14 protein-coding genes are annotated in these 13577 nt (G+C 68.5%); 10 read left to right on the plus strand and 4 right to left on the minus strand.

The features are described 5' to 3' along the window. Positions 1–74: 74 nt before the first annotated feature. The 7 genes from PMI12_RS00495 to PMI12_RS00525 all read left to right on the plus strand — a co-directional run bounded on the left by PMI12_RS00495 (position 75) and on the right by PMI12_RS00525 (position 6171). Positions 75–824 (plus strand): IclR family transcriptional regulator, encoded by a 750-nt coding sequence (locus PMI12_RS00495; RefSeq protein WP_007827839.1) that lies wholly within the window; start codon positions 75–77, stop codon positions 822–824. Further along, positions 821–1210 carry a cupin domain-containing protein gene (locus tag PMI12_RS00500; protein WP_007827840.1) on the plus strand — a complete coding sequence of 130 codons (390 nt, stop codon included), beginning with the start codon at positions 821–823 and terminating at the stop codon, positions 1208–1210. Before PMI12_RS00495 ends, PMI12_RS00500 begins: the two co-directional genes overlap by 4 nt. A gap of 25 nt (positions 1211–1235) precedes the next feature. After that, on the plus strand, positions 1236–2252 hold the full coding sequence (locus PMI12_RS00505) for a Bug family tripartite tricarboxylate transporter substrate binding protein (protein WP_007827841.1): 1017 nt from the start codon (positions 1236–1238) through the stop codon (positions 2250–2252). Positions 2253–2373: 121 nt separating this feature from the next. Then, positions 2374–3600: a CaiB/BaiF CoA transferase family protein gene (locus PMI12_RS00510; RefSeq protein WP_007827844.1), complete on the plus strand. Its 1227-nt coding sequence runs from the start codon at positions 2374–2376 to the stop codon at positions 3598–3600. Beyond that, on the plus strand, positions 3597–4766 hold the full coding sequence (locus tag PMI12_RS00515) for an acyl-CoA dehydrogenase family protein (RefSeq protein WP_007827846.1): 1170 nt from the start codon (positions 3597–3599) through the stop codon (positions 4764–4766). Before PMI12_RS00510 ends, PMI12_RS00515 begins: the two co-directional genes overlap by 4 nt. Positions 4767–4776: 10 nt before the next feature. Next, positions 4777–5082 carry an acylphosphatase gene (locus PMI12_RS00520; RefSeq protein WP_007827848.1) on the plus strand — a complete coding sequence of 102 codons (306 nt, stop codon included), beginning with the start codon at positions 4777–4779 and terminating at the stop codon, positions 5080–5082. 168 nt (positions 5083–5250) lie between these two features. After that, the gene (locus PMI12_RS00525) at positions 5251–6171 is read left to right on the plus strand and encodes a hydroxymethylglutaryl-CoA lyase (protein ID WP_007827858.1); all 921 of its coding nucleotides are present in this window, start codon (positions 5251–5253) and stop codon (positions 6169–6171) included. Between the two features lie 15 nt (positions 6172–6186). Here the strand turns inward: PMI12_RS00525 and PMI12_RS00530 are convergent, their stop codons facing one another. Genes PMI12_RS00530 through nirB form a run of 4 tightly spaced genes read right to left on the minus strand, consistent with a single transcriptional unit; the run spans position 6187 to position 11697 of the window. Then, complete coding sequence (locus PMI12_RS00530; RefSeq protein ID WP_007827861.1) at positions 6187–7929, minus strand: bifunctional protein-serine/threonine kinase/phosphatase; 1743 nt, start codon at positions 7927–7929, stop codon at positions 6187–6189. 10 nt (positions 7930–7939) lie between these two features. Beyond that, positions 7940–8752, minus strand: a complete 813-nt coding sequence (locus tag PMI12_RS00535) for a formate/nitrite transporter family protein (RefSeq protein ID WP_007827863.1) — start codon at positions 8750–8752, stop codon at positions 7940–7942. Positions 8753–8803: 51 nt separating this feature from the next. After that, a complete protein-coding gene (nirD, locus tag PMI12_RS00540) occupies positions 8804–9145 on the minus strand; it encodes a nitrite reductase small subunit NirD (RefSeq protein ID WP_007827864.1) in 342 nt (113 codons plus the stop codon). A 20-nt stretch (positions 9146–9165) separates the two neighbouring features. After that, positions 9166–11697, minus strand: a complete 2532-nt coding sequence (gene nirB, locus PMI12_RS00545; protein ID WP_007827865.1) for a nitrite reductase large subunit NirB — start codon at positions 11695–11697, stop codon at positions 9166–9168. A 394-nt stretch (positions 11698–12091) separates the two neighbouring features. On the opposite strand from nirB, the gene PMI12_RS00550 reads away from it, so the two are divergent. Genes PMI12_RS00550 through PMI12_RS00560 form a run of 3 tightly spaced genes read left to right on the plus strand, consistent with a single transcriptional unit; the run spans position 12092 to position 13475 of the window. Beyond that, positions 12092–12580, plus strand: a complete 489-nt coding sequence (locus PMI12_RS00550; RefSeq protein ID WP_007827866.1) for a YbaK/EbsC family protein — start codon at positions 12092–12094, stop codon at positions 12578–12580. Further along, entirely contained in the window at positions 12577–12834 is a 258-nt protein-coding gene (locus tag PMI12_RS00555) for a DUF1289 domain-containing protein (protein WP_007827867.1), read from the plus strand. The genes PMI12_RS00550 and PMI12_RS00555 overlap by 4 nt, the downstream gene beginning before the upstream one ends. Further along, positions 12831–13475: a 2-hydroxychromene-2-carboxylate isomerase gene (locus PMI12_RS00560; RefSeq protein ID WP_007827868.1), complete on the plus strand. Its 645-nt coding sequence runs from the start codon at positions 12831–12833 to the stop codon at positions 13473–13475. Before PMI12_RS00555 ends, PMI12_RS00560 begins: the two co-directional genes overlap by 4 nt. Positions 13476–13577 lie beyond the last annotated feature (102 nt).

Here is a 13577-nt window from a genome sequence, read left to right on the forward strand (position 1 = left end):
CGAGCCCGCCGCGGCGCAAGGCGGGCAGGGGAAACCCCGAAGCGCCGATTTTTCATAAACATGAAAATATTTTCATGACTGTGAAAACTGCATTCCGCGTGATCGAGATCGTCGAGCTCTTCGCTCGCGAGAAGCAGCCGCTGGCGCTGTCCGAGATGGCGCGCCTGCTCGACATGCCGGTGTCGAGCTGCCTGGGCCTGATCCGCACGCTCGAAGAGCAGGGCTACATGTACGAAACCGGCCGCCGCCAGGGCTACTACCCGACGGGCCGGCTGCTCGCGATGGCGCAGGTCATCGCCGCCCACGACCCGGTGCTCGACCGGGTGAAGGCCACGCTCGAGGAGTTGCGCGATGCTGCGCGCGAAACCGTGGTGTTCGCCAAGTTCCGCGATGCGGGCCTGGTGGTGTACCTGGAAGTGCTGAGCGCGCCGCAGAGCATTCGTTACACGGCCGAGTCGGGCGAGACGCGCCCGGCTTACGCCAACTCGCTGGGGCGTGCGTTGCTCTCCACGCTCACGCCCGAAGCGCGCCGCAAGCTGCTCGACGGCATGACGCTCGCGCCGCTGACCGACGCCACGCTCACCGCCGCCGATGCCATCGAAGCCGAGTTGCAGCGCTCTGCCGCGCGCGGCTGGTACGGCAACCTCGGCGAAAGCATTCCCGACCTGATCGGCCTGGCCTGGCCGCTGCGCATCGGCGGCGAGGCCTATGCCATCTCGGTCGCCGGTCCGCGCTACCGCATGGAGGCGCGCATCGAGGAGATCGCGGCGATGCTGCGCTCGGCCTGCCTCGCCATCGAACCCAAGACCGAAAGTCCCCGATGACTGCAAGCACCCCCCGCTACTTCGTCCGCGAGGACGAGATCGACGGCTACCACCCGGCCAACCATACCGGCACGCTCAACAAGCGCCTGATCGGCCCCGAGACCGTGGGCGCGAAGCAGCTCGAAGTGCTGGTCGGCCACATCCAGAAGGGCAAGGGCGCGCTGCCGCACGCGCACCCGGGCATCGAGCAGGTCTGCTACATGCTCGAAGGCCGTGCAGTCGCCGAGGTGGGTGGCCAGCGGCAGGAGCTGCACCCTGGCGACAGCTGCTTTTTTCCGGCCGACGCGATGCACACCTTCACGGTGGTGAGCGACGAGCCGGTGCGCGTGCTGGTGATCTACAGCCCGCCGTACGAGGAATTGCCGGAGCGCGTGATCCGGCCCTGAACGACAACCACCCGGAGACAAGCAAATGCAGACAACGAAGAACGCGACCGAGCCATCGGTCGCGGTGGCGAACCGCCGCCGTTTCATTTCCATCGGTGCCGCCACGGGCCTCGCCAGCGCAGTGCCCTGGGCCTTTGCGCAGGACGGCTACCCGAAGCAGCCGATACGCATCGTCGTGCCCTTCGCGGCCGGCAGCGGCACCGACGCTGTGGCACGCATCACCGCGCAGATGCTGGGCGAGGCGCTCAAGGGCTCGGTCATCGTCGACAACAAGGCCGGTGCCAACGGCGTGATCGGCGCCGAAGCCGTGGCCAAGGCGCCGCCCGACGGCTACACGCTGTTCATGACCACCAACACCACGCACTCGGCCAACCCGAGCCTGATGAAGTCGCTGCCCTACGACCTGGTGAAAGACTTCGCGCCCGTGAGCCGCATGGGCAACCTGCCGTTCATGCTCGTGGTGAACAACGACCTGCCCGTGAAGAGCGTGGCCGAGCTGCTGGCCTGGGGACGTGCGCACCCCGGCAAGCTGACCTATGCGAGCGGCAACAGCACCGGCATCGTGAGCGGCGCCACGCTGTCGCGCATGAGCGGCGTGCCGATGCTGCACGTGCCGTACAAGAGCACGCCGCCGGCCATTGCCGACCTGATCGGCGGGCAGGTGTCGATGATGGTGGTCGACCTCGCCGCGGGCCTTGCGACGGTGAAGGCCGGCAAGATGCGCGCGATTGCGGTCACGACGCAGGAGCGCACCAAGCTCTTCCCCGAGCTGCCGCCGCTGGCCGACACGCCCGAGCTGAAAGGCTTCGACATCACCTCGTGGAACGGCGTGTTCGCGCCGGCCGGCACGCCGCGCGACATCGTGCTGAAGCTCAACAAGGCGCTGTCGGAGATGGCGAACGGCGCGGCCTTCCGCGAGCGCGTGAGCAAGCTGGGCTTCGATGCCTTCGGCAGTACGCCCGAGGAGCTGGGGGCGTTCACGGTGTCGGAACTGGCGAAATGGAAGAAGCTGATCCAGGCTGCGGGGATTCAACCCGAATGAGTGATCCGACTTTATCCCTCCCCCGCTGGGGGAGGGCAGGGGTGGGGGCAAGCGGCGTCCCTGCTTGGCGCCCTGCCTGCCCCCGTCCCGACCTTCCCCCAGCGGGGGAAGGAGCGAAGACATGAACACCTCCGGACCTCTCCAAGGCATCCGCATCCTCGACCTCACGGCCGTGGTGATGGGGCCTTACGCCACGCAGACGCTCGGCGACCTCGGCGCCGACGTCATCAAGGTCGAGCCGCCCGGCGGCGACAACCTGCGCGCTGTCGGCCCCATGCGCCACCCCGGCATGGGCGCGATGGCGCTGCACCTCAACCGCAACAAGCGTTCGATCGTGCTCGACCTCAAGCAGCCCGAAGGGCGCGAGGCCTGCCTGAAGCTCGCGGCAAGTTGCGATGCATTGATCTACAACACGCGGCCGCAGGCGATGGCGCGGCTCGGGCTTGACTACGACGCGGTGGCCGGGGCCAATCCGAAGATCGTCTACCTCGGCGCCTTCGGCTATGGCGAGCAGGGGCCCTACGCCGGCAGGCCCGCGTACGACGACCTGATCCAGGGCGCGGCAGGCGTGGCCTCGCTGTTCGCGCAGCAAAGCGGCGGCGAACCGCGCTATGCACCCGTCACGCTCGCCGACCGCGCCGTCGGACTGCAGGCCGCCATCGCGCTGCTCGCCGCCGTGCTGCACGCGCAACGCACCGGCAAGGGCCAGGCGGTCGAGGTGCCGATGTTCGAAGCGCTCTCGCAGTTCGTCATGGGCGACCACCTCGGCGGCCACAGTTTCGAGCCGCCGCTCGGCCCCACCGGCTATGCGCGCTTGCTCGCACCGCACCGCAAGCCCTACGCCACGGCCGACGGCTACCTCAGCGTGCTGATCTACAACGACAAGCACTGGCAGGCCTTCTTCGACCTGATCGGCCGCCCCGGGCTGCGCGATTCGCCGATGTTCGGCACGCACACCGCGCGCGCCGCGAACATCGGCGCGGTGTACGCCTTCGTCGCCGAAGCGATGGCCACGCGCACCAGCGACGAATGGTTCGCCGCGCTCGATGCTGCCGATATCCCCGTCGCGCGCCTTCACAGCACCGAGAGCCTGCTCGACGATCCGCACCTGCGCGCCGTCGATTTCTACCCCGAGCTCGACCACCCGACCGAGGGCCGCATCCGCACCCTCGCGCCGGTCGGCCGCTACGGCGCCACGCCCACCGCCATCCGCCGGCCCGCGCCGCGCATCGGCGAGCAGAGCGTGGAGCTGCTGCGCGAAGCGGGATATGGCGACGAGGCTATTGCCCGCATGCTCGAACGCGGCGTCACGCTGCAACCCGACCCACCGAAGGACAGCAAAGAATGAACTTCTCCCTGAACGAAGACCAGCGCTCGCTGGTCGCGGCCATCGAACGCCTCTGCGAGGACTTCCCCGCCGACTACTGGCGCGACCACGACGATCGCGCCGTGTTCCCGCATGAATTCCACCGCGCCGTTGCAGCGAGCGGCTGGCTCGGCATCGCGATGCCCGAGGCGCAGGGCGGCGCGGGGCTCGGCATCACCGAGGCGGCGCTGATGATGCGTGCCATCAGCGCGTCGGGCGCGGGCATGTCGGGCGCATCGTCGGTGCACATGAACATCTTCGGGCTCAACCCGGTGGTGGTGTTCGGCAGCGAGGCCCAACGCCAGCGCTTCCTGCCGCCGCTGATCGCGGGCACCGAGAAAGCCTGCTTCGCCGTGACCGAGCCCGACGCGGGGCTCGACACCACCAGCCTCAAGACGCAGGCGGTGCGCCAGCCCGGCGGCAGCTACCTGCTGCACGGCCGCAAGATATGGATCTCGACCGCGCAGGTCGCCGACCGCATGCTCATCCTCACGCGCACCACGCCGATCGACCAGGTGAAGAAGCCCACGCAAGGCCTCACGCTGTTCTACACGGCGTTGGACCGCAGCAAGGTCGAGGTGCGCGAGATCCACAAGCTCGGCCGCGCGGCGGTGGATTCGAACATGCTCTTCATCGACGGGCTCGAAGTGCCGCAGGAGGATCGCATCGGCGAGGAAGGGCGCGGCTTCGAGTACATCCTGCACGGCCTGAACCCCGAGCGCATATTGATCGCTGCGGAAGCCATCGGCATCGGCCGCGCGGCGCTGCGCATCGCCTCGCAGTACGCGCAGGAGCGCATCGTGTTCGGCCGGCCCATCGGGCAGAACCAGGGCGTGGCGCATCCGCTCGCACGGGCCTGGGCCAACCTCGAGGCCGCCGACCTGATGGTGTTCAAGGCCGCCACGCTGTACGACGCGGGCGAGCCCTGCGGCATCGAGGCCAATGCCGCCAAGTACCTCGCGGCCGAGGCGGCGCACGATGCCTGCCAGAACGCGATCCTCACGCTGGGCGGCATGGGCTATGCGAAGGAATACCATGTGGAGCGCCTGCTGCGCGAGAGCTACATCCCGCGCATCGCGCCGGTGAGCCCGCAGATGATCCTGAACTTCATCGCGGAGAAGGCACTGGGGCTGCCCAAGTCGTACTGATCGCAATGCCATGAACAACGCCATCACCGTCGCTCGCCACCTCGTCATCCGCGGCGTCGTGCAGGGCGTGGGCTATCGCTGGTCGATGGTGCAGGCCGCGCAGCGGCTCGGCGTGCAGGGTTGGGTGCGCAACCGGCGCGACGGCAGCGTGGAAGCGCTGGCGATCGGCGAGGCTGGCGCGGTCGAAGCGCTGGTCCGTTGGGCGCAGCAGGGGCCGGACGGTGCGCGCGTGGATGCGGTCGACGTGGACGAGCGCCTCGACGCTGTCGCCGCGGGCGGCATGCCCGGCGGCTTCGAGCAGCGGGGAACCGTCTAGCGCCCGCTTCGGTCTGCGTCCGAGCCCGGGTGCCGTGCGGTTGGCACCATTTGCAACCCCGCAGGCGCGCATTGCTACCTTCCGCGGCCTGTGTGCCTGGCAGGGCATTTCCATGTGTCGGACAATGGCCGACGGCCTTTCATCCTCCCGCGACACAAGAGACATCCCATGAAACTCCCCACCCGCGTCAAGCTCGTCGACGTCGGCCCGCGCGACGGCCTGCAGAACGAAAAGCAGCCCGTCTCGGCCGAGGTCAAGATCGGCCTCGTGCACCGCCTGCAGGACGCGGGCCTGAAGGAGATCGAGGTCACCAGCTTCGTCTCGCCCAAGTGGGTGCCGCAGATGGCCGACAACGCCGAGGTGATGCATGGCATCGTGCGCAAGCCCGGCGTGCGCTACTCGGTGCTCACGCCCAACATGAAGGGCTTCGAGGCCGCCATCGCCGCGCCGCGCGAGGAATGGCCCGACGAGATCGTGGTGTTCGGCGCCGCGAGCGAGGCCTTCAGCCAGAAGAACATCAACTGCTCGATTGCCGAGAGCATCGAACGCTTCGCGCCCGTGGTGGCCGCGGCGCGCGAGAAGGGCATCCACGTGCGCGGCGCGATGTCGTGCACCGTGGGCTGTCCGTATGAAGGCGAGATCGCGCCGGCCAAGGTCGGCTACCTCGCGCAGCTGATGAAGGGCATTGGCGTGCAGCGCGTGGACGTGGCCGACACCATCGGCGTGGGCACGCCGCGCAAGGTGCAAGGGGCGATGGAGGCCACGCTGGCGCACTTCGATGTCGATGCCGTTTCCGGCCATTTTCACGACACCTACGGGCAGGCGCTGGTCAACACGCTGGCGGCGCTCGAACTGGGCGTGTGGAATTTCCAGTCGTCCTCGGCCGGCCTCGGCGGCTGCCCCTACGCGAAGGGCGCAACGGGCAACGTGGCGACCGAAGACGTGGTCTACATGCTGCACGGCATGGGCATCGAGACCGGCATCGATCTCGACAAGCTGATCGACGCGGGCGTCTACATCAGCGAGGCGCTGGGCCGCGAACCGAACTCGCGCGCGTCGAAGGCGATCCGCACCAAGCGCGCCGGCTGAGCGGCTTCGTCTTCTTCAGCGCCCGAAGGCGCGCAGCCCGAGCAGCACGATCACCGCCGCGGCCAGCAGGACCGTCGTGCATTGCCAGAACAGCACCGGCCGGCGCTCGATCAGCGCGGGTGACCGCGGGCGAAGAAACTCCGGCCCCGGCGCCCTGAGGTCGTGCGCGAATTCGGACACCGCCTCCTGCCGCTTCGCCGCCTGCGGCTGCAGCGCCTTCTGCAGCACGGCATCGACCCACGCAGGCAGGTCGGGACGGAAATGCCGCACCGGCACATAGCGCAGCCGGCCGACATCGGCGGGTGAGCGGATGCGCGACGCCTGCAGCCCGTAAGGCAGCTGGCCGGCGAGCATCTGGTAGGCGATCACCGCCAGCGAGAACAGGTCGGATCGGGCCGTGCCGCCATGGCCGGTGAAGTATTCCGGCGCGGTGTACTGCAGCGTGCCTTCGATGGCGAGCGCCCGGCGCTCGCCGCTGCCGTCGGACAGGCCCGCGACGTGGGTGGCGGCGAGGTCGATGATCTTCACGGTGCCCGTGCGGTCGATCATCACGTTCTCGGGGCGCATGTCCTGGTGCAGCATTTCCTTGCTGTGCAGCGCCTGCAGGCCCCGCGCCAGCTGCTCGACGATGCCGCGCACGCTGTCCAGCGCGGGCCGGGGGTGGTCGACCATCCACTGCGCCAGCGTCTGGCCGTCCACGTACTCCATGGCCACGTACAGGTGGCTGCGCGTGCGTTCGACGGTGCTGGCCTTGAGCACGTGCGGGCTGTCGATGCGCCGCGCCACCCATTCCTCGAGCACGAAGCGGTCGAGGTAGTCGGGGTCGCCGCGCAGGTCGATCGACGGGAGCTTCAGCACCACCGGCTGGCCCGTGGCCTCGTCGGTGGCCAGGTACACGTGGCTGCGCGCGCTCATGTGGATCTCGCGCACGAGCGTGAAGCCCTCGAAGCGGTCCCTCGGCGCGAGGGCTGGCGGCAGCGCCAGGCCTTCGCGCTGCAGCTGCGCATGCGGCGCGTCGGCTTCGGGAAGCTCGTCGATGCGCAGCAGCTGGACCGTGCTGTCGTCGTCGCTGCCCTTGGCCTGCGCGGTTTCTGCCAGCAGCCGGGCGGCCGCGTCGAAATCGTCCCCGCAGCGGCCGAGCACCTCGTTCACCGTGCCGCTGTCGAGATGCGCGTACGCGCCATCGGTGGCCAGCAGGTAGACCTCGCCCGCCTCAGCCTGCCAGCAGCGGTAGTCGATCTCCACATTGGCGCCCGCGCCCAGAGCGCGCCCGAGGTACGACTCGGCCGACGACACGTTGACGCGATGGTCTTCGGTGAGCTGTTCCAGCGCGCCGGCATGCAGCCGGTAGATGCGCGCATCGCCGACGTGCAGCAGGTGCGCGTCGCGGCCCTTGAGGATCAGCGCGCTGAAGGTGCAGACGTAGCCGCTGTCCTTGTCGAAGCGCGCGTCGCTGCGCATCGTCTGCGCATGCAGCCACGAGTTGGTGGCGTCCAGCACCCGCTGCGCGGAGCGGCGCACCGACCACGCGTCGGAGGTTGCGTAGTAGTCGTCGAGAAAGCCCCGCACGGCCGCCGCGCTCGCCACCTGGCTCACGCGGCTGGAGCCGATGCCGTCGGCGAGCGCCACCGCGATGCCCTTGGAGGCGCGCAGCGCCCCCTCGGGCAGCATGGCGCCGTGGAAGTCCTGGTTGACCGGCGATTTGCGCCCTGCCAGCGAATGCTGGCCGAGCGTCACGCGCAATGCCTTGCGCGGCATCCAGGCCGGCTCAGCTGGCGGCGCGCTTGGGCGCCGTCTTGTAGTGCGTGGAGTAGAGCGTCAGCCCGACGAAGGTCAGGCCGCCGACGAGGTTGCCCAGCACCGTGGGCAGTTCGTTCCAGATCAGGTAGTCCATGATCGTGAACTTGCCGCCCAGCATCAGGCCGGTGGGGAACAGGAACATGTTGACGATCGAGTGTTCGAAGCCCATGTAGAAGAAGACCATGACCGGCATCCACATGCCGATCGCCTTGCCCGACACGGTGGTCGACATCATGGCCGCCACCACGCCCGTCGAAACCATCCAGTTGCACATCACGGCGCGGATGAACAACGTGAGCATGCCGGCGGCGCCATGCGCGGAGTAGCCGATGGTGCGGCCTTCGCCGATGTGGCCGAGCTTCTCGCCGATGGCGTTGGGCGCCTCGCTGAAGCCGAAGGTGAAGATGACGGCCATGAACACCGCGACCGTCAGCGCGCCCGCGAAGTTGCCAGTGAACACCAGTCCCCAGTTGCGCATGACGCCGCCCCAGGTGGCGCCGGGGCGCTTGTCGAGCACGGCCAGCGGTGCCAGCGTGAACACGCCGGTCAGCAGGTCGAAGCCCAGCAGGTACAGCATGATGAAGCCCACCGGGAACAGCATCGCGCCAACGAGCGCATTGCCGGTGTTCACGGTGATGCTCACGGCAAAGGCCGCCGCCAGCGCGAGGATCGCGCCCGCCATGTACGAGCGGATGAGCGTGTCGCGCGTGGACATCAGCAGCTTGGATTCACCGGCGTCCACCATCTTGGTGACGAATTCGGCGGGGGCTAGATAGGCCATTCTGGTTCCTTGGAAGCGATGGAGACGAAACTGAAAAGGGAGACTGGGGCCTCAAGCCAGCGCGACGAGCACGCGGCCTTCCTGCACGCGCACGGCATGCGCGCGCACCGAGTGCTCGGGCGCTTCCAGGCATTCGCCGCTGCGCAGGTCGAAGTGGTTCTTGTAGAGCGGCGAAGCCACGACGATGCGCTCGCCCAGGCTGCCGACCAGCCCGCGCGACAGCACGCTGGCCCCCGCTTTCGGGTCGATGTTGTCGATGGCGAACAGCGCCTGCTCATGGCCGACGCTGAAGATCGCGACATGCACGCCGTCGACCAGCGCGCACACGCCGGTGTCGGGCAGGATGTCGGTGGCCGCGCACACCGGGGTCCACTGGAGCTTGTCTTGGGTCATGGGATTTCCTTGGGTGTTCTTCAGGCCATCGAGACGTCGGAGGCGGCTTCGCCGCGCTCTTCCACGCGGGCGGGGCGGATCTGGCCGCGCTCCTGCACGAAAACGATGTGCTCGTCCGGCTTCTCGCTGTTGACGAAGGAGCGGAAGCGCTGGCGCGTGACGGGGTCGTTCACCGCGGTCTTCCATTCGCACTGGTAGGTGTCGACCACGCGCTGCATCTGTGTTTCCAGCTCGTCGCCGAGGCCCAGCGTGTCCTGCAGCAGCACATCCTTGAGGTAGTCGAGGCCGCCCTCGAGGTTCTCGCGCCACGTGCTGGTGCGCTGCAGGCGGTCGGCCGTGCGCACGTAGAACATCAGGAAGCGGTCGATCAGCCGGATCAGCTCGGCCTTGGTGAGGTCGCTCGCGAGCAGTTCGGCATGGCGCGGCTTCATGCCGCCGTTGCCGCACACGTAGAGGTTCCAGCCCTTGTCGGTCGCGATGATGCCGACGTCCTTGCCCTGCGCTTCCGCGCATTCGCGGGTGCAGCCCGACACGCCGAACTTGATCTTGTGCGGCGCGCGCAGGCCCTTGTAGCGGTTCTCCAGTTCCACGGCCAGGCCGACGCTGTCGTCTACGCCGTAGCGGCACCAGGTGGAGCCGACGCAGCTCTTCACCGTGCGCAGCGACTTGCCGTAGGCATGGCCCGATTCGAAGCCGGCCGCGATCAATTCTTCCCAGATGGCGGGCAGCTGCTCGACGCGCGCACCGAACATGTCCACGCGCGCACCGCCTGTGATCTTGGTGTACAGGCCGTACTTCTTCGCCACCTGGCCCACCGCGATCAGCCCGTCGGGCGTGACCTCGCCGCCCGGCATGCGCGGCACCACCGAGTAGGTGCCATCCTTCTGGATGTTGCCGAGGAAGTAGTCGTTGCTGTCCTGCAGGCTGGCCAGGTCCTTCTTCAGCACGAACTCGTTCCAGCACGAAGCGAAGATGCTCGCGGCCGTCGGCTTGCAGATGTCGCAGCCCAGGCCCTTGCCGTGCTTTGCCAGCAGGTCGGCGAAGCTGCGGATCTCGCCCACGCGGATCAGGTGGTAGAGCTCCTGGCGCGAGTAGGGGAAGTGCTCGCACAGGTGGTTGTTGACCGCCATGCCGCGCTTGGACATCTCCATCTTCATCACCTGCGTGACCAGCGGCACGCAGCCGCCGCAGGTGGCGCCGGCCTTGGTGCAGGCCTTCAGCTCGGCGACGGTGCACGCGCCCTCGCCCACGGCCTCGCAGATCCGGCCCTTGGTGACGCTGTTGCACGAGCAGATCTGCGCGGTGTCGGGCAGCGCATCGACGCCCAGGCCCGGCTTGGCCTTGCCGTCGCTCGACGGCAGGATCAGGAATTCAGGGTCGGCGGGCAGCGCGATGCCGTTGAGCGCCATCTGCAGCAGCGTGCCGTACTCGGCGGCATCGCCGACCAGCACCGCGCCCAGCAGCTGCTTGCCGTCCTCGCTGACGACGATCTTCTTGTAGATCTGCTTGCGCTCGTCGACGTACTGGTAGGCGCGCGACTTCGGCGTCTTGCCGTGCGCGTCGCCGATGCTTGCAACGTCCACGCCCATCAGCTTGAGCTTGGTGCTCATGTCGGCACCGGTGAAGGCGGCGTCGTCCTGGCCGGCGATGTGCCTGGCGGCCACGCGGGCCATGTCGTAGCCCGGTGCGACGAGGCCGAAGGTCTGCTCGTTCCACGACGCGCATTCGCCGATCGCGTAGATGTTGCGGTCGCTGGTGCGGCAGTGGCTGTCGACCGCCACGCCGCCGCGCGGGCCGACGGCCAGCACGCTCTGGCGCGCCAGTTCGTCGCGCGGACGGATGCCGGCGGAGAACACGATCATGTCGGTTTCCAGGTGCGTGCCGTCGGCGAACACCATGCGGTGGCGGGCGGTCGCGCCGTCGGTGATCTCCACCGTGTTGCGGCCGGTGTGCACGTGCAGGCCCATTGCCTCGATGCTGTTGCGCAGGGCGCGGCCGCCGCCTTCGTCGACCTGCACGGCCATCAGGCGCGGTGCGAACTCCACGACGTGGGTTTCGAGGCCCATGTCGCGCAGCGCCTTGGCGCATTCCAGGCCCAGCAGGCCGCCGCCGACGACCACGCCGCTCTTCGAGCGGGCGCCGCAGGCCTTCATGGCCTCGAGGTCCTCGATGGTGCGGTAGACGAAGCAGTTCGGGCGGTCGCGGCCGGGCACGGCGGGCACGAAGGGGAAGGAGCCCGTCGCAAGCACCAGCTTGTCGTAGTGCACCACTTCGCCGTCGGCCGTGGTGACGGTGTTGTTGCGCCGCTCGATGGCTGCCGCCCGCGCGGCCAGGCGCAGCGTGAAGCCGCTGCGCTCGAAGAAGCCCGGCTCGACGAGCGACAGGTCTTCCGCCGTCTTGCCGGCGAAGAACTCGGACAGGTGAACCCGGTCGTACGCCGGGCGGGGCTCCTCGCACAGCACGGTGACTTGCGCGTTCGCGACACCGAGCTCGTGGAGTTGCTCGAGGAACTTGTGGCCGACCATGCCGTGGCCGATGACTGCGATCTTCATTGGGGGTCCTGCACGCAGCCGGCCCTTGAAGGTGCAGCGCCGCGCTGTCGTGGCAGACAGCGGCAGCAGAGCCCCGCGACGGAACGGATGCGAAATTGGGTTGGAGCAGACGAGTTCGCGGCTTGTCGGCCGCCGGCTCGCTTGAACCCCGCCGTCGTTAGCGGAGGCACTGTGAATCGAGGGATAAGCAATATCCATGCCCGATCGTGCGGGTGCCGCGGCCGCCCTGGCCGGCCGGTTGCGCACCGAAACCGCCCCGGGCCCGGCACCGGACGCACGGGCGTCGTGCGCCTTGGCGCCGCGACGCTCTTCGCATTGGTGCACCCCGGGCGGCGGCGCAGGCTTTTCCGTATGCTCTGGGGCCTCGATGAACCCAGAACCTGCTGAACCTGCCATGTGCGGCTCCGAACTCCATTCCCTTCCCGACGGTGTCCAGCGCGTCTCGCGCGTGCTCCAGGACGCCGGCCATCCGCATGCCCCGCGCATGCTCGACGACGCCTGCCGCACCGCGCAGCAGGCGGCCGACGCGCTCGGCATCTCGGTCGGCCAGATCGCCAAGAGCATCATCTTCCGCCGCAAGAGCGATGAGGCGGCGGTGCTGGTCATTACCTCGGGCGACAGGCGCGTCGACGAGAAGAAGGTCGATGCGCTGGTCGGCAAGACCGGCCGCGCCGACGCCGACTTCGTGAAGGCGCGCACCGGCTTCACCATCGGCGGCGTGTCGCCGGTCGGGCACGTGACCAAGCCCGTGGTGCTGATCGACCGCGAGCTGTTCCGCTTCGAGGAGATCTGGGCGGCCGCGGGCCATCCGCATGCGGTGTTCCAGCTGCGCCCGCACGACCTCGAGAAGCTCACCGGCGCGCCGGTGGCGGACGTGGTGTGAACTTCGACGAGGCCGAGACCTTGGCCGAGCGCGCCGTGGCCGTGCAGGCCATGGCCGACGACGTGCCCTCGCCGTGCTCTTCCGTGTGCCGCATGGACCGCCTGAGCGGCTTCTGCGAAGGGTGTTTGCGCACCATCCCGGAGATCGCTGGCTGGAGCCGGATGGAGGACGAAACGCGACGCCACGTGTGGCGCGCGATAGAGTTGCGGGCGCGGGCCGGCATCTGGCGCGCTTCAGGAGACAACGCCGCATGAAGCACATCGACTTCTATCTCGACTTCATCTCGCCCTACGCGCACCTCGCGTTCGAGCACCTGCCGGAGGCGCTCGAAGGCCTGAGCTGCAGCGTGGCCTACAAGCCCGTGCTGCTGGGGGCGCTGCTCAAGCAGCACGGCCAGCTCGGGCCGGCGGAGATTCCGTCGAAGCGCAGCTGGACCTACCGCCACGTGCTCTGGCTGGGCCACACGAACGGCATCCGGATCGAGATGCCCGCCTCGCACCCTTACAACCCGCTGCCTCACCTGCGGCTGGCAGTGTCGACGAGTGACGACGGCAGCATCAGCCGCTTCGTGGCCGAGACCATCTTCCGCCATGTGTGGCGCGGCGGCGAAGACGCGGGCGACGCCGCGCGCCTCGCCGCGCTCACCGCGCAGCTGGCGCCGAAGCGCGACGCGAACAGCGACGAGAGCAAGGCCCTCCTCAAGCGCAACACCGACGAGGCCCTGCAGCTCGGCGTGTTCGGCACGCCCGCCTATGTGGTCGACGGCCGCCTGTTCTGGGGCTTCGACGGCCTGCAGATGCTGCGCGCCTACCTGTCGGGCGACGCGTGGTTCGACGGCCCGCAATGGACCTCGGCGGACCAGCGCCCGTCCCTGCTGCGCAGCAGCAAAAACTGAGTGACCCCCGGATTTCTTACAACCTGAAACGCGCCCCGCGGGTTTCACCTTAAACCGTAAGCACCGGTTCAGTTTCGCGCAAGGCTCGGGTCAGTCGCGCCT

The sequence above is a fragment of the Variovorax sp. CF313 genome (assembly GCF_000282635.1).
Classification (GTDB): Bacteria; Pseudomonadota; Gammaproteobacteria; order Burkholderiales; family Burkholderiaceae_C; genus Variovorax.